Below are 16,228 nucleotides of genomic sequence, written 5' to 3' on the forward strand. Positions count from 1 at the left end.
GTTTAAATCTATATTTGTTATATATGGCACGAGAAAAACAAATCATCGAGTGTGTCCCTAATTTTAGTGAAGGACGAAACAAAGATGTAATCAAGCAGATTACTGATGAAGTGGAACGCGTTAAAGGTGTAAAATTACTGGATGTTGACCCAGGAGAAGCAACTAATCGCACGGTTGTAACCTTCGTTGGTGAGCCATCAGTAGTTGTTGAGGCTGCTTTCCGCTGCGTAAAAAAGGCAGCACAGCTTATTGATATGCGACAGCATCATGGTGCTCACCCTCGTATGGGTGCAACGGATGTTTGCCCACTTATCCCTGTGGCTGGCATCACGTTGGAGGAATGTGCAGCATTGGCACGTCAGCTGGCTGAGCGAATCGCTAATGAGTTACAGGTTCCTTGCTACTGCTATGAAGCTGCTGCCAAGACTCCTGAACGCAAGAATCTTGCTATTTGCCGTAAGGGAGAGTACGAAGGACTTCCACAGCGTATGTCAGAAGCAGCAGAGGCACCTGATTATGGTGCACGTGAATGGGATGAGCAGTTAGCACGAACAGGCTGTACAGCAGTCGGTGCACGCGATTTCTTGATAGCAACAAACTTCAATCTTAACACAACCTCTACACGTCGTGCCAATGCAATAGCATTTGATGTAAGAGAAAAGGGGCGTCCAATGCGTGAAGGTGGTTCGCCTGTCGGTAAGCCAATGAAGAACGAAAAGGGCGAGGTCATCATGCAACCGGGTACATTAAAAGCTACAAAGGCTATCGGCTGGTTCATTGATGAATATGGAATAGCACAGGTGTCAATGAATATAACTGACATCAATGTAACTCCTCTTCATATTGCCTTTGACGAGGTTTGCCGCTGTGCACAGAACCGTGGTATACGCGTTACGGGTACTGAAATAGTAGGTCTTATCCCGAAGCGTACACTCCTTGAAGCAGGAACTTATTTCTTGAAAAAGCAGGAACGCTCAACAGGTATTCCAGAAGAAGATATCATCAAGATTGCCATTATGTCAATGGGGTTAGATGATTTGAAGCCTTTTAATCCACGCGAGAAAGTGATTGAATACTTACTGGAAGATGCTAATAAGACCCCAAAACTCATTGACTTGACTGTCAAAGAGTTTGCTAATGAGACTTCACGTGAATCTCCAGCACCTGGAGGTGGTACTATCTCTGCTTATATGGGGGCATTAGGTGCAGCCTTAGGTACGATGGTTGCCAATCTTTCCAGCCATAAGGCAGGATGGGATGCACGCTGGGAAGAGTTCAGCAATTGGGCTGAAAAAGGTCAGGCAATACAAGCTGAACTAATGGTACTCGTTGATGAAGATACAGAAGCTTTCAATCGCATCATGTCTGCCTTCGGTCTTCCTAAGGGTACTGATGAAGAAAAGGCTGCACGCTCTCAGGCAATACAAGAAGCAACACTTTTCGCAACAGAAGTTCCTTTGCACACGATGAAGGCTTCATATAAGGTATTTGAACTTTGCCGCGCAATGGCTGAAGAAGGTAATCCTAACAGTGTTTCAGACGCTGGTGTTGGTGTATTGGCTGCTCGTGCTGCTGTACTCGGTGCGGGTTTGAACGTGAAGATTAATGCTTCTGGCTTAAAAGATAAAGAAACAGCAGAACGTTTAGTTGCCGAGGCAAACGAACTGATTGCAAAAGCTAATGGAGCAGAGGCAGAGATTATGAAGATAGTTGAGGCTAAGCTATAATGTATTTCTTCACCTTATAAGAGATATACTACTTATAAACAATGAGATATACAACATTTTAGCTATCTATTAACGAGATTAATGATATATCAACAGTGAGGGCAGGTATACCTTGCCTGCCCGATTAAACTATCTCTAAGATAATAGATATATAATGATAGCTAAACAGCTATATGCTTTAACAATTTCACTTTACGCTTGAAAGCAAATCAAATAACTACAACCCAAAATAAATCTATTAAGTAACTATGACAAAAGAAGAATTTATTAAAGACATTCGCACAGGTATAGCTGACACTTTACCTGAGCCACAAGCATACGACCCTTCTATCAATCACGCACCAAAACGTAAGGACATTCTCACACAAGAAGAGAAGAAACTTGCGCTACGCAATGCTTTACGTTACTTCCCAAAGAAGTTCCATGAGACATTAGCACCAGAGTTTGCGGAGGAATTACGTCAATATGGTCGTATCTATATGTACCGTTTCCGTCCAACATACGAGATGTATGCTCGCCCAATCGACGAATATCCTCATAATTCAAAACAGGCAGCAGCAATCATGATGATGATTCAGAACAACCTTGACAAGGCTGTTGCACAGCATCCTCATGAATTGATTACATACGGTGGTAATGGTGCTGTATTCCAGAATTGGGCACAATATCGACTGGTAATGAAGTATTTGAGCGAGATGACCGATGAACAAACATTGGTGATGTATTCTGGTCATCCACTCGGACTCTTCCCTTCTCATAAGAATGCTCCTCGTGTAGTGGTAACGAATGGTATGGTAATACCAAACTATTCTAAGCCTGATGATTGGGAACGAGATAATGCCTTGGGTGTAAGTCAGTATGGACAGATGACCGCAGGTTCCTATATGTATATTGGTCCACAAGGTATTGTTCATGGCACAACCATTACCATTCTAAATGCAGCACGCAAACGATTGAAGGCTGGAGAGACAAGTATAAAAGGTATGCTCTTCGTTACTTCTGGCTTAGGCGGTATGTCTGGTGCTCAACCTAAGGCTGGTAACATAGCTGGGGTAGTAAGTATTACAGCAGAAATCAACCCATTGGCAGCACAGAAACGTTATGACCAAGGTTGGGTTGACGAACTGCATACTTCACTCGAAGAACTAATTCCTGCAGCATTGAAGGCTGTTGAAGAGAAACGAACTGTCTCTATGGCTTATGTTGGTAATGTTGTTGACCTTTGGGAACGCTTAGCAGCAGAAGATGTACACGTTGACTTAGGAAGTGATCAGACCTCCCTTCACAATCCATGGGCAGGTGGATACTATCCAGTCGGACTTTCTTTGGAAGAATCTAAACGTATGATGGCAGAGGAACCAGCGGTGTTTAAGGAGAAAGTTCAGGAGTCTTTACGTCGTCAGGTGGCAGCTATTAACAAGCTGACAGCGAAAGGTATGTACTTCTTCGACTATGGTAATGCTTTCCTTTTAGAGTCAAGTCGTGCGGGAGCGGACATCATGAAGGCTGATGGCAAGTTCCGTTATCCTTCTTATGTACAAGATATTATGGGACCAATGTTCTTCGATTATGGCTTTGGACCATTCCGTTGGGTTTGTTCATCAGGTGACCCAAAGGACTTAGAAACATCCGACCGCATTGCTACAGAGGTATTAGAGGAAATACGCAAGACGGCAACTCCAGATATTATCGGTCAACTTGACGATAACATTCATTGGATAAAAGAAGCAGGAAAGAACCATTTAGTTGTTGGTTCTCAGGCCCGTATCCTTTATGCTGACTCGGAAGGACGCACAAAGATAGCCTTAGCTTTCAATGAAGCAATACGTAGGGGAGAAATCTCTCGACCTATCGTTCTGGGACGTGATCACCATGATGTGTCGGGAACAGACTCTCCTTTCCGTGAGACATCTAATATATATGATGGCTCACAGTTCTGTGCTGACATGGCTGTACAGAATGTTATCGGTGACTCTTTCCGTGGTGCAACATGGGTATCTATCCACAATGGAGGCGGTGTTGGCTGGGGAGAAGTTATCAATGGTGGCTTCGGAATGGTGATTGATGGTAGCGAAGACTCTGACCGTCACATCCGTCAGATGCTCCTTTGGGATGTCAACAATGGTATTGCACGTCGTAGTTGGGCACGCAACACGGGTTCTATTGATGCCATACGTAGAGAGATGGAACGTACACCGGAACTGTGTGTTACACTCCCTAACTTCGTTGATGATGACGTTATCAACACTGCTTTTTAATCAATTAAATCTATTATACTAATCCTTAGAAACTATGAACAAAATTCATCAGATTAGTGCCGAGCATCTGTCTATTGAACAGATTGGTGAGATAATCAAGAACGGCACAAAGCTTGAACTTTCTGAAGATGCACGTCAACGTATTATTCGTTGTAGAGAGTATCTCGATAATAAGATTAAAGAATCAGAAACTCCTATCTATGGTGTGACAACAGGTTTCGGTTCTCTCTGTAAAATATCTATCGACAAGGATAGTCTTTCACAGTTGCAGAAAAACCTCGTAATGTCTCATGCTTGTGGTGTGGGAGACCGAGTTCCTAATGAGATTGTAAAGATAATGTTGCTGCTCAAGATTCAGTCGCTCAGTTACGGTTACTCTGCCTGTCAGCTGAAGACCGTCGAGCGACTGATAGACTTCTTCAACAACGATATCTATCCTATTGTATATATGCAAGGTTCGCTGGGCGCATCAGGCGATCTTGTTCCTTTGGCTCACCTTTCTCTCCCACTTATTGGTATGGGTGAGGTGGAATACAAAGGCGTAATCTACTCAGGTGCTGATATCTTGAAGAAGATGAAATGGGACACTATTGAACTTGTTTCAAAGGAAGGTCTTGCCCTACTCAATGGTACACAGAACATGAATGCCTTTGCAGTATGGGCACTCTTGCAGAGTGAGCGCTTGAGCGAGTGGGCTGATGTTATCGGTACTATGTCTCTTGAGGCTTACGATGGACGTATTGAACCATTCACGCACGCTGTTCACGCTGTTCGTCATCACAAGGGACAGATTGACACTGCAGCACGTATAAGAGAACTATTAGAAGATAGTGAGCTTATCAAACAGCCTAAGGTCAACGTACAAGACCCTTATTCTTTCCGCTGTATGCCACAAGTACATGGCGCATCAAAGGACACGATTGCATACGTTAAGTCTGTCGTAGATATTGAAGTGAATGCTGCAACTGATAACCCAACCGTTTGTCCTAATGAAGATCTTGTTATCTCAGCAGGAAACTTCCACGGAGAACCAATTGCACAGCCAATGGACTTCCTTGCTATTGCTCTATGCGAACTAAGCAATATCTCTGAACGTCGTATCTATAAGCTCGTTTCTGGAACACGTAACCTACCAAGTTTCCTTGTGGCTAAGCCCGGTGTAAACAGTGGTTTTATGATTCCACAATACACAGCAGCATCTATTGTCAGCCAGAGTAAGACTTATTGTACACCTGCATCTGTCGACAGTATTCCATCTTCACAAGGTCAGGAAGACCATGTTAGTATGGGTGCTAATGCGGCAACAAAGCTCTATCAGGTTGTATTGAATACGGAACGTGTACTTGCTATCGAACTCTTTAATGCTGCACAAGCACTTGAGTTCCGTCGTCCGCTGAAGTCTTCTCCAACGATTGAAGCTATCCACAAGGCTTATCGTGAGAACGTTCCTTTCATTGACACAGACGAGTTTATGGCACCTCACATTGCCAAGTCTGTTGAATTCTTACGCAAATAAGTAAGTCATAAAGGGGTTGTATCAAGATTGTCTACAATTTTGACATAACCCCTTTCGTATTGAACATCCCATATTCTCACACTTTCATAGATTATAGGAACACTTGAAATGAAAAGATTAATAGTTAAAAACATTGGCTTACTTGCTGGTATAGGGCAAGAGGGAAAGCTATGTCTTAAAGGTAAAGAGATGACAGAACTAAACACGCTGTCCGATGCTTACCTTATTATAGAGGACGGACATTTTGCTGATTACGGTAAGATGAGCAATTGCCCATCTGTTTCTGATAATGAAGAAGTTGTTGATGCGGAAGGGGGAACAATTCTTCCTTCATGGTGTGACTCCCATACTCACATTGTCTATGCAAGTAGTCGAGAGCAAGAGTTTGTTGACAAGATTCGTGGACTCAGCTATGCAGAAATTGCTAAACGTGGTGGTGGTATCCTTAACTCGGCTGACCGCCTTCATGAATTAAGTGAAGATGAACTTTATCAACAAGCTATGAAGCGTGTTGATGAGATTATTAGGAAAGGAACAGGTTGTGTAGAGATAAAAAGTGGTTATGGACTTAACACGGAAGATGAACTAAAGATGCTCCGTGTTATCCGTCGTATCAAAGAGACAACACGGCTGAAAGTCGTTGCAACATTCCTTGGTGCACATGCCGTTTCACGTGAATATAAAGGTAGACAAGATGCCTATGTTGACTTAATCATCAATGAAATGATACCCGCTGTGGGTGATGAGAAATTAGCTGAGTTCATCGATGTGTTCTGCGACACTGGATTCTTTACACCAGAAGAAACTGCACGGATTCTAAAAGCTGGTACAGCATATGGTATGCGACCCAAGATACATGCTGACGAGTTAGAATCATCAGGTGGCGTAGAGGTTGGTGTAGAATATAACGCTCTATCAGTTGATCACTTAGAGAGTATGACTGAAGAAGAGATTGAGATTCTAAAGAATAGCGAAACAATGCCGACTGCACTTCCAGGAACCTCCTTCTTCCTTAACCTACCTTTTGCCTTAGGACGAAAGATGATAGATCGAGGATTGCCACTTGCCCTTGCAAGCGATTATAACCCGGGCTCTACTCCATCAGGAGATATGAAGTTTATCGTTTCTCTTGGCTGTATCAAGATGCGCCTAATGCCAGCAGAAGCGATCAATGCTGCAACATTGAATGGAGCATGTGCAATGGGATTGAGTAAAGAATATGGGTCTATTACACGTGGGAAGGTAGCTAACTTCTTTATTACAGATACAATCCCTTCTATAGAATTTATCCCATACGCTTATACAACACCTATTATAAAACGAGTCTTCCTACAAGGAGAAGAGTATGTAAAAGTAGATTGAAAGGGCTCTTCCATTAAATGCATAGCATTGTTTGTATTGCTTTAATGGAAGAACCAAAGGTATTCATTAAACAAAAAATAGCTAAGACTGTCTATTTATTCAGCCTCCGACACAGAGAACCTTTTCATTTTAACGCATTGAAAGTTGGCAGATAAGATACTGAAAAATCATTACACAATTTCTTATAAAAGCTAAAAAATAAAATGGGAAAACACGTGTAAAAGGCAAGCTCACAACCTACAGTAAATCAATTAGTTATAAAGGTGTACAAGAAAAGGTACTTAATTGGACTTCAAAAGGGCGTTAGTTAGACCTCAAAAGGGCATCTTTTGCAAGCCAATTAGGCGTTTATAGCGAGCCGTTTAGTGGTCTTTACAAAATCGATATGTGAAAAAATCGGACATCATTACCTTTATTTAGTAAGACAATAATGACTTATTAATATGGGAATGTTTACCGTATTGTAACACTTTTGAATCTATCACAAATAAAAAAGTCCATAAACTCTTGAAGAGTCTATGGACTTATGCTTTAATAGCGAGCGAGGGTTATGCCTCTGCTGGTGCCTCCTCTGCAGGAGCCTCAGAAGTAGTATCCTCAGCAGCCTGTGCTGCCTCAGCCTCAGCCTGTGCTGCAACGGTAGCAGCCTTCTTGTCTGCAACCTTCTTAGCAATAGCCTCGTTAACCTTCTTCTCAGCCTCGAGGTTCTGAGCAGCAGCAGCCTTCTTCGCGTCGGTTACCTTCTTCTCAACAGCCTCTGTAGCTGCAACCTTAGCCTGCTTCCAAGCATCAAACTTCTGCTGGCATGCAGCCTCGTCGAATGCGCCCTTCTTAACACCACCACGGAGGTGCTTCATCATGTAAACGCCCTCACCCTTAAGGATGTTACGAGCAGTGTCTGTTGGCTGAGCACCTGTCTCAACCCAGTAAAGAGCACGATCAAAATTCAAATCTACTGTGGCTGGATTGGTGTTAGGGTTATAAGTACCAATCTTCTCAGTAAACTTACCATCACGTGGTGCACGAGCGTCAGCGATTACGATGCTGTAGAAAGCATAGTTCTTACGACCACCGCGCTGCAATCTGATTTTTGTTGCCATAATTCTTTAATAAATATTTTAAAGGTTTGAATTTAATGCTGTCATCTCGTGACAGCGACTGCAAAATTACTTCTTTTTTTTCTAACAGCCAAATAATCTGATAATTATATTAATACTACAACGATTATTTTTCATCCCGCTACGGCTTCCCATAAAAGCATTTCAAGATATGATAGCTTTCAATACTAAATTATCTTACTGTTATATGGAAACAACCCTGATGTTTCTCATGCTTAATAAAGCATCGCCCTTGTGAGCGTAAGTCGTTAAGCACTTCACTTAAAACCCATTTAAGAGTATCATTTGTCACAGGACGAGTAACTGAAGCATATTTATTGTAAGCAATATCAAAGGTTGTACCATACAAGTGGCAGCTATTCTCTGTTGCATTATGATTAGACCGACGAAGTTTCTCAACATCTTCCTTTGTTCTCAATACGCTTGAAACTAAAAGTTTATTGATAGGCACTCCCTTTGTCTGCAAGCTATCCATAAAGTTACGGGCAATATCTTGAAGTAAGATAGCAGCACGTGGCACAAGGTATGGTATGCTACTATTCAACTTCTTCATATTATAATATGGATTACTACCAACATATACCAATTCGCTCTTACGCTTCTCAGCATCAGCACGATCAGCAACAGGCTTCACACCATAACGCAACGCAGCATCAAGCTGTTGTGGCTGCGAGTCAGGAAAGCTCTCTTCATAATCTCTTACACCAACGATTCGGTTTTTCTTCTGTGATCCATCTGATGTAAAGAAATGAGACATCTTAACATTACTTGGAGTTGATTGAGCTTTAATCTTAGCTGAATCAACTTTTTCCATGACATGCGTGCTATCACTATCAACTTTGGATAATGCTTTCATCCTATCATGAGCGATAGACGGAAACAGTAACCTTATGATGGCTAAAAGAAAAGTTATAGCAATGAAGCCCAATAAAAAACGATTCTTTGTTATCTTCTTTTTTTGTTTCATTGATACAAAGGTAATAAGTTTTTGCTGATTGCGAATTATGAATTAAGAATAATTTGTAAGTATCATTATTTTATAGTAACTTTGCGAACAAATATAAAGTAGAAAAAATTGATAGAGAAGCATATAGTTCTTGAAGATATAGACCCAGTAGTCTTCTATGGGGTTGGCAATGGTCACCTCCAAATGATAAAATCGCTCTTCCCTAAGCTGAGAATTGTTGCAAGAGACAATGTTATTCGTATCTTAGGTGATGAGGAAGAAATGGTAAAGATTGAAGAAGACATTGAAACCATGCGTAAGCATGTGGAGCGGTATAACACCATTACAGAAGAGGACATCCTTGATATCGTGAAAGGTCGTAAGACCAAAGCTGATGCGGTAAAGGACGTCCTTGTTTATTCTGTATCGGGCAGACCTATCAAAGGTCGTTCGGAGCATCAGCAGCAACTGATTGATGCCTTCGAGAAAAACGATATGATATTTGCAGTTGGACCAGCGGGAACGGGTAAGACTTACCTCAGTATAGCTTTAGCAGTAAAAGCTCTTAAGGAAAAAGCTGCAAAGAAGATTATCTTATCACGCCCAGCCGTTGAAGCTGGTGAGAAACTTGGATTCCTTCCAGGTGATATGAAGGATAAGATTGACCCCTATCTGCAACCACTTTATGATGCTTTAGAGGACATGATTCCAGCTGTAAAGCTACAGGATATGATGGATAAACATATCATTCAGATTGCTCCTTTGGCATTCATGCGAGGACGAACACTGAGTGATGCTGTAGTAATCCTTGACGAAGCACAGAATACAACACCAGCACAAATACGTATGTTCTTAACACGTATGGGCTGGAATACAAAGATGGTTATCACAGGTGACTTGACTCAGATAGACCTCCCTCATGCAGAGAAGAGCGGATTGAAGGAAGCACTTTCGATTCTAAATGGTGTGGATGGTATCTCGGTCGTCAATCTTGATAAAAAAGACATTGTAAGACACAAATTAGTTACGCGTATCGTGAACGCATACGAAGCACACGATAAGGCTAACAAGAGATAGGACTCTATAAACATAAAAACAATGAAAGCATTAACAAAAACTGAATTCCATTTCGATGGACAGAAGAGTGTGTATCACGGCAAAGTACGTGATGTGTATGACATCAACGACGATCTTATCGTCATGGTAGCTACCGACCGAATCTCAGCATTCGATGTCGTACTGCCTAAAGGAATACCGTTCAAAGGACAGGTTTTGAACCAGATTGCTGCCAAGTTCCTTGACCTGACAACAGACATCTGTCCTAACTGGAAGTTGGCTACTCCTGATCCAATGGTAACCGTTGGTCTGAAGTGTGAGGGCTTTCGTGTTGAAATGATTATCCGTTCAATCCTTACAGGTTCTGCATGGCGTGCCTACAAGGACGGATGTCGCGAGATTTGTGGCGTAAAACTCCCTGATGGTATGCGTGAGAACGAGCGTTTCCCAGAGCCAATCGTAACTCCAACTACTAAGGCTGACGAAGGTCACGACATGAACATCTCTAAGGAAGAGATTATTGAGCAGGGTATTGTTTCTGCAGAAGACTATGCAATCATCGAAGACTGGACACGCAAACTCTTTGCACGTGGTCAGGAGATTGCTGCAAAGCAGGGCTTGATACTCGTTGATACAAAGTATGAGTTTGGTAAGCGTGATGGTCAGTGCTACCTCATTGATGAGATTCACACACCAGACTCAAGCCGCTACTTCTATGCAGAAGGTTATGAGGAGAAACTTGAGAAGGGAGAACCACAGAAGCAGCTTTCTAAGGAATTCCTTCGTCAGTGGCTTATCGAGCACAACTTTATGAATGAGCCAGGACAGACAATGCCTGAGATTACAGATGAATATGCTGAGACAGTTAGCGACCGTTATATCGAGCTTTACGAGCATATCACAGGCGAGAAGTTTGACAAGGCTGTTGAAGATGGTGATATTGCTGCACGCATCGAGAAGAATGTAAAGCAGTATCTGGCTTCAAGAAAGTAAAATGATAAATACTAATTCATAATTCTAAGTTCTTAATTCTGATTAGAACTATTCGCTGACAAACAACATAACATCAAAGAATAGTAATCATAATTATAAATTTAGAATTATGAATTATGAATTAAAAGAATTATGTACGAGCAGGAAAAGATTAAGCCCTATGATGGAGAGGGCGAGAAAGGAAAACTAATAGAAAAGATGTTTGATAACATCGCACCAACTTACGACACCCTAAATCATCGACTTTCAGGAAATATTGATAAGGGATGGCGTAAGAAAGCTATTTGTCAGTTGCAGCCTTTCCGTCCAAAGCAGATGCTTGACATTGCTACAGGTACTGGCGACTTTGCCATTCTTGCAGCCAAAGAGCTGAAGCCAGAACATCTTATCGGTGCAGATATTTCTGAAGGTATGATGGCTATCGGTCGTGAGAAGGTTAAAGCTGCAGGACTGAGTGATGTCATTTCTTTCCAGAAGGAAGACTGTCTTAACCTTTCTTTTCCTGACAATACGTTTGATGCTGTGACAGCTGCATTCGGTATTCGTAACTTCCAGAACCTTGATAAGGGACTTGCTGAGATTTGCCGTGTACTGAAGAAGGGTGGACACCTGAGCATTGTAGAGCTGACAACACCTGTTAAGTTCCCAATGAAACAACTTTTCCGCATCTATTCTAACACATTCTTGCTGAACTATGCTAAGTTTATCTCAAAAGATAAAAGTGCATACGAATACCTTAACAAGACTGTTGAGGCTTTCCCACAAGGCGAAAAGATGATGGAGATATTCCAAAAAGCAGGCTTTGCGAAAAGCTCTTTCCGCCGATTGACATTCGGTATCTGTACAATGTATTTTGCAGAGAAATAGGATTCTTCTGAGATATTGACTTACAAAACCTAATAAGATAGGGAGGCATTATTAAACATACTATCATAATAGTTTTGATTTCATTTTCCTGTCACATTTAACACTTCAAGTTAAACAAGTGTAATACAGAGCATTAAGCAACCGATTTGAATGACAGAAGTGACAGGAAAGTTCGTTTGTAAGTAGAATATCGTTCGATGTAACGGATGGATAAAATAATTTATAGAACAAGGTAAAGATATGGACAAGTACGGACTAATTGGCTACCCATTAGGGCATTCTTTCTCTATTGGCTATTTCAATGAGAAATTCGAGAACGAACACATCAATGCCCAATATATCAACTTTGAAATTCCATCTATAGAGGATTTCAAAGAGGTAATTGATGCTAATCCTCAATTACGTGGACTGAATGTGACCATTCCTTATAAGGAACAGGTAATTCCTTATCTTGATAGTCTTAGTCCAGAAGCTAAAGCTATTGGTGCTGTAAATGTTATTCGTGTCACCCACAAAGGCAATAAAACTATACTTAAAGGCTTCAATAGCGATGTGATTGGCTTCACACGTAGTATTGAACCTTTACTTGAACGCCACCATAAGAAGGCACTTATCCTCGGAACTGGGGGTGCATCAAAGGCTATCAACTATGGGCTAAAGTCGCTCGGACTGGAAACGAAGTTCGTATCACGTACAAAACGAGCTGAAGTTTTAACTTACGAAGAAATAACTCCTAAGATTATTCGTGAGTATAATGTGATTGTTAATTGTACTCCACTCGGCATGTATCCCAATACGGAGGTATGCCCATCGCTTCCATACGAGGCTATGGACAGCCACACACTACTCTACGACCTACTATATAACCCTGATGAAACCTTATTTATGACAAAAGGGCGTGAGCATGGAGCTATTGTAAAGAATGGTCTTGAAATGCTTCTTCTACAGGCTTTCGCAAGCTGGGAGTTTTGGGAAGGAGAAGAACAGAAATAAAACTGATTCATCCAAAATATATAGTGAAAAACTAAAGCCCTTACATAATAAGGTAAGCCTTATCACTCCAAATTACTGAAGACCCATAAAACTTTCTGAAAGGAGATGAGGAATAAGGAGGAAAGATTAACTTAATCTTTCCTCCTTATTTTATATAGGGAAAACACATCGTCATCTCCCCTACTCATTTGAAAAGAGATTGGTATAAGAGCATTTGTCCTAATTTTTCACTCCCTATTTTTAAGAACATGCTCTTTTAGCTTCTAAAAGACGCCCAATAAGCTTGCAAAAGATGCCCTTTTGAGGTCTTACTAACGCCCTTTTGAAGTCCAATTAAGCACCTTTTACTTTCACGTTTTACAAATATCTGATTCTCTGTAGGTTACGAACGTATCAAACAGAGGTGATTTTTGACCATTTAAAGGGGGAATTAACCACTTAATGTCAATATTTTTCACAACAGAAACATAATCCTTGCCTATTTACTTACAGATAGATGTGGGAAGTCTTATTCCTACACTACACCCATTTCGTAACCTTAGTTGTAGGCAACTTTAATAGACTTCCCATTGGACAGACAAAGCGACAATAAGGACGTGGTACAAAGAATGACAGCAAGATAAACACAACAGCTATCAGAATAATTACCCAAGCTGCTGATTTAAATATAAAAGCTACAAACAATTCATAATCCATCCACTGTGACCAAACACCTGCAAGCATCAAGATCATCAACACCCAAAACAATAGTTTACGGAAATGTTCAAGATATTGTACAGTCTGTTTGCTCATCTTCAACTTATTATGATTTGTCATTCCCGCCAACTCTTGTACAGAGCCTAACGGACAAACATGTGTACAATAGTAATTCTTCTTACCAAAAAGGGGATAAATGAAGGCTGTTATCAACATAATGATAGGAATCAATGATATCCATACATTCATACCACCAGACATGAAACCAACAAGAACAGACCATGAAATGAATGTTCCTCCCCATAAGCCTAAAACCACAAAGTTCAATAAGAGCTGGAAGACACGATAACGCTTATTCTTAACAAACAAAGGAATAATAGCTGCCATAAGAACAACAATAAAACCAATTATCGTCTTTGCTCGTAAGTCCAGTCTATCTAAGAATGAAGTCTCTTTCACATTCTTAGCCGCATACTGTAAACCAGCCTTCATATTTCCAATAATAGCATTTGAAGAGTAAGTGGCTCCAGTTACGCCATCAACCTTCATAGCCAACGCCTGTTCGGTCGTTTTACCATTCCAACAATTTAACAATTCACTGGCTTCTTGGAAGAATTCGGGGGTCTCAGAATTATGTAATGCCTTTACCTGCTGTACTTTTCCTTTCTTAAGATAAATCTCTAAAGGAACTGGGCCTCCAAAGCCCTTTACATCCTTTGCTAAATAAGTGGTATTGATAACAACCCTACCATCATCTAATGTACGAAGGGTATCTATCTTGTTTTTTGTTTCCTTATTATCATTACTAAACACACGATTACCCAATAGTTTTCCATCACGTTGTACAGCCGCAACTGCCAAAACCAATATGCAGGCTAATAACAAAAATAATTGTTGAAGTTTCTTCATTAAACTGATACATCTTTTTATTCTGGGAAATGCAAAAATACAAATAAATATCGAAATCAACCTAATGTGAGATACAGATAATTGAACTTTTTTATACTTTAACTTTATTAACATCAAAATATTAGATTTTATTTTGCCTCCTCACGGCTTTTTCCTATATTTGCAATCAGACTTTGCAAATAGGTCTACCTAAGCATATACTTACAAGCTACCAAACGAAGAACCAAACTTATAAACCTAAACAATATGCCAAACAAAAGAACATGTCTATATGACAAACACGTAGCATTAGGCGCACTTATCACCCCTTTTGCAGGCTTTGACATGCCCATCCAATATACAGGAATTATTGATGAGCATAACGCAGTAAGAGAACATTGCGGAGTTTTTGATGTGTCTCACATGGGAGAGGTTATAGTATCAGGTCCCGAAGCAGACAAGTTTATTAACCATATCTTTACAAATGACGTAAACGGACTTGCTGCGGGTAAGGTGCTTTACGGTATGATTTGCTACCCTGATGGTGGAGTTGTAGATGACACATGTATTTGTAAACTTGACGACCACTTGTACCTCATGACAATCAATGCTTCCAACATTGATAAGGACGTAGCATGGATTGAACAGAACGCAGAAGGTTTCGATGTTATTATTGAGAACAAGAGCGAAGCTTATGGTCAGTTAGCAATTCAAGGTCCAAAGGCTGAAAGCATGTTAGAAGATGTGCTCGGTCTTGCTTGCAAAGAATTGAAGTTCTATGAGGTTAAGCGCCTTCAGCAAGATGGTACTGAGGTTATCGTTTCTCGTACAGGATACACTGGAGAAGACGGTTTTGAAGTTTATGGCACACCTGAATATATCGTAAAGATATGGGATAAACTGATTGAAGCTGGCGTAAAACCTTGTGGATTAGGCTGCCGAGACACCTTGCGTTTTGAGGTAGGCATGCCACTCTATGGTAATGAACTTTCTGATAAGATAACCCCAGTCATGGCAGGCTTATCAATGTTCGTGAAGTTTGATAAAGAAGAGTTTATCGGAAAGGAAGCCCTTTTGAAACAAAAGACAGAAGGTGTCAGCCAGCGTCTCCGTGGTATTGAGTTAGACGATAATGCTATTCCTCGTCATGGATACAAGGTTCTGAAAGATGGTGTTGAAGTCGGTGAAGTCACCACGGGCTACCACCTCATCTCTGTTGATAAGAGTTGTGCTGTCGCATTGGTAGATGCTTCCGTTCAGATGGGTGATAGACTTGAAATCCAAATCCGCAAGAAGACTTTCCCAGGCACTGTTGTTAAGAAGAAATTCTATGAGAATCACTATAAGAAATAAAATCGATAAAGCTAATAAACAATCAAAAAAATAATATTATGGCAAAAGTAATTGAAGGACTCTATTATTCAGAGTCACATGAATTCGTGAAAGTAGTTGGAGGTGTTGGCTATATTGGTATTACCGATTATGCACAGCACGCTTTAGGTAACATCGTATATGTTGATATGCCAGATGTAGACGATGACATTGAAGTAGACGAAGATTTCGGTGCTATCGAGAGTGTTAAGGCTGCTTCAGACCTCAAGTCTCCAGTCTCTGGTAAGGTTATCGAAGTTAATGAGGCATTGGAAGATGAGCCAGACTTGCTCAATAAAGATGCATACGAAAACTGGATTATAAAAGTTGAACTTACAGATACTGCGGAGCTGAAGAATCTTATGGATGCTAAAGCTTACGAAGAATTCTGTGCAGAATAAAGTTCTACGAAATAAATATATGGGCGTTTATAAGTG

Annotated in this window: 13 protein-coding genes; 10 read left to right on the forward strand and 3 right to left on the reverse strand. The window is 40.8% G+C overall.

The window, feature by feature from the left end; all coding sequences use genetic code 11:
• The first annotated feature begins 23 nt into the window (after positions 1–23).
• From ftcD to hutI, 4 genes are all read left to right on the forward strand, one after another.
• Complete coding sequence (gene ftcD, locus HMPREF1505_RS09320; protein WP_036924870.1) at positions 24–1,727, forward strand: glutamate formimidoyltransferase; 1,704 nt, start codon at positions 24–26, stop codon at positions 1,725–1,727.
• 248 nt (positions 1,728–1,975) lie between these two features.
• A complete protein-coding gene (locus tag HMPREF1505_RS09325) occupies positions 1,976–3,985 on the forward strand; it encodes a urocanate hydratase (RefSeq protein WP_036924871.1) in 2,010 nt (669 codons plus the stop codon).
• Between the two features lie 34 nt (positions 3,986–4,019).
• Positions 4,020–5,501 carry a histidine ammonia-lyase gene (hutH, locus tag HMPREF1505_RS09330; protein ID WP_036924872.1) on the forward strand — a complete coding sequence of 494 codons (1,482 nt, stop codon included), beginning with the start codon at positions 4,020–4,022 and terminating at the stop codon, positions 5,499–5,501.
• Between the two features lie 108 nt (positions 5,502–5,609).
• On the forward strand, positions 5,610–6,863 hold the full coding sequence (hutI, locus tag HMPREF1505_RS09335; RefSeq protein WP_036924873.1) for an imidazolonepropionase: 1,254 nt from the start codon (positions 5,610–5,612) through the stop codon (positions 6,861–6,863).
• Between the two features lie 548 nt (positions 6,864–7,411).
• Here the strand turns inward: hutI and HMPREF1505_RS09340 are convergent.
• Both HMPREF1505_RS09340 and HMPREF1505_RS09345 read right to left on the reverse strand, forming a co-directional pair.
• Entirely contained in the window at positions 7,412–7,963 is a 552-nt protein-coding gene (locus tag HMPREF1505_RS09340) for a 30S ribosomal protein S16 (protein WP_036924875.1), read from the reverse strand.
• A gap of 190 nt (positions 7,964–8,153) precedes the next feature.
• Positions 8,154–8,948 (reverse strand): DUF5715 family protein, encoded by a 795-nt coding sequence (locus tag HMPREF1505_RS09345; protein ID WP_036924877.1) that lies wholly within the window; start codon positions 8,946–8,948, stop codon positions 8,154–8,156.
• A gap of 108 nt (positions 8,949–9,056) precedes the next feature.
• Here HMPREF1505_RS09345 and HMPREF1505_RS09350 point away from each other — a divergent pair, with 108 nt between their 5' ends.
• The 4 genes from HMPREF1505_RS09350 (at position 9,057) to HMPREF1505_RS09365 (ending at position 12,836) form a co-directional block, all read left to right on the forward strand.
• Positions 9,057–10,004: a PhoH family protein gene (locus tag HMPREF1505_RS09350; RefSeq protein ID WP_013265343.1), complete on the forward strand. Its 948-nt coding sequence runs from the start codon at positions 9,057–9,059 to the stop codon at positions 10,002–10,004.
• Positions 10,005–10,025: 21 nt separating this feature from the next.
• On the forward strand, positions 10,026–10,976 hold the full coding sequence (locus HMPREF1505_RS09355) for a phosphoribosylaminoimidazolesuccinocarboxamide synthase (protein WP_013265187.1): 951 nt from the start codon (positions 10,026–10,028) through the stop codon (positions 10,974–10,976).
• A 132-nt stretch (positions 10,977–11,108) separates the two neighbouring features.
• On the forward strand, positions 11,109–11,843 hold the full coding sequence (ubiE, locus tag HMPREF1505_RS09360) for a bifunctional demethylmenaquinone methyltransferase/2-methoxy-6-polyprenyl-1,4-benzoquinol methylase UbiE (protein WP_036924879.1): 735 nt from the start codon (positions 11,109–11,111) through the stop codon (positions 11,841–11,843).
• Between the two features lie 240 nt (positions 11,844–12,083).
• A complete protein-coding gene (locus tag HMPREF1505_RS09365) occupies positions 12,084–12,836 on the forward strand; it encodes a shikimate dehydrogenase (protein ID WP_036924881.1) in 753 nt (250 codons plus the stop codon).
• A 519-nt stretch (positions 12,837–13,355) separates the two neighbouring features.
• On the opposite strand, the gene HMPREF1505_RS09370 is transcribed toward HMPREF1505_RS09365, so the two are convergent.
• A complete protein-coding gene (locus HMPREF1505_RS09370) occupies positions 13,356–14,441 on the reverse strand; it encodes an FMN-binding protein (protein ID WP_036924883.1) in 1,086 nt (361 codons plus the stop codon).
• Positions 14,442–14,687: 246 nt separating this feature from the next.
• Between HMPREF1505_RS09370 and gcvT the strand changes: the two genes are divergently transcribed.
• Positions 14,688–15,773: a glycine cleavage system aminomethyltransferase GcvT gene (gene gcvT / locus HMPREF1505_RS09375; RefSeq protein WP_036924885.1), complete on the forward strand. Its 1,086-nt coding sequence runs from the start codon at positions 14,688–14,690 to the stop codon at positions 15,771–15,773.
• A 38-nt stretch (positions 15,774–15,811) separates the two neighbouring features.
• Positions 15,812–16,192, forward strand: a complete 381-nt coding sequence (gcvH, locus tag HMPREF1505_RS09380) for a glycine cleavage system protein GcvH (RefSeq protein WP_036924887.1) — start codon at positions 15,812–15,814, stop codon at positions 16,190–16,192.
• Positions 16,193–16,228 lie beyond the last annotated feature (36 nt).

The organism is Prevotella sp. ICM33, from assembly GCF_000517825.1.
GTDB lineage: Bacteria > Bacteroidota > Bacteroidia > Bacteroidales > Bacteroidaceae > Prevotella > Prevotella melaninogenica.

What these genes read in the sequence shown, in the direction of transcription:
- HMPREF1505_RS09325 (WP_036924871.1), top strand. Translation starts at nt 1,976, where the DNA reads ATGACAAAAGAAGAATTTATTAAAGACATTCGCACAGGTATAGCTGAC.
- HMPREF1505_RS09370 (WP_036924883.1), bottom strand. Translation starts at nt 14,441, where the DNA reads ATGAAGAAACTTCAACAATTATTTTTGTTATTAGCCTGCATATTGGTT.
- HMPREF1505_RS09365 (WP_036924881.1), top strand. Translation starts at nt 12,084, where the DNA reads ATGGACAAGTACGGACTAATTGGCTACCCATTAGGGCATTCTTTCTCT.
- hutI (WP_036924873.1), top strand. Translation starts at nt 5,610, where the DNA reads ATGAAAAGATTAATAGTTAAAAACATTGGCTTACTTGCTGGTATAGGG.
- HMPREF1505_RS09340 (WP_036924875.1), bottom strand. Translation starts at nt 7,963, where the DNA reads ATGGCAACAAAAATCAGATTGCAGCGCGGTGGTCGTAAGAACTATGCT.
- HMPREF1505_RS09345 (WP_036924877.1), bottom strand. Translation starts at nt 8,948, where the DNA reads ATGAAACAAAAAAAGAAGATAACAAAGAATCGTTTTTTATTGGGCTTC.
- gcvT (WP_036924885.1), top strand. Translation starts at nt 14,688, where the DNA reads ATGCCAAACAAAAGAACATGTCTATATGACAAACACGTAGCATTAGGC.
- ubiE (WP_036924879.1), top strand. Translation starts at nt 11,109, where the DNA reads ATGTACGAGCAGGAAAAGATTAAGCCCTATGATGGAGAGGGCGAGAAA.
- HMPREF1505_RS09355 (WP_013265187.1), top strand. Translation starts at nt 10,026, where the DNA reads ATGAAAGCATTAACAAAAACTGAATTCCATTTCGATGGACAGAAGAGT.
- hutH (WP_036924872.1), top strand. Translation starts at nt 4,020, where the DNA reads ATGAACAAAATTCATCAGATTAGTGCCGAGCATCTGTCTATTGAACAG.
- gcvH (WP_036924887.1), top strand. Translation starts at nt 15,812, where the DNA reads ATGGCAAAAGTAATTGAAGGACTCTATTATTCAGAGTCACATGAATTC.
- ftcD (WP_036924870.1), top strand. Translation starts at nt 24, where the DNA reads ATGGCACGAGAAAAACAAATCATCGAGTGTGTCCCTAATTTTAGTGAA.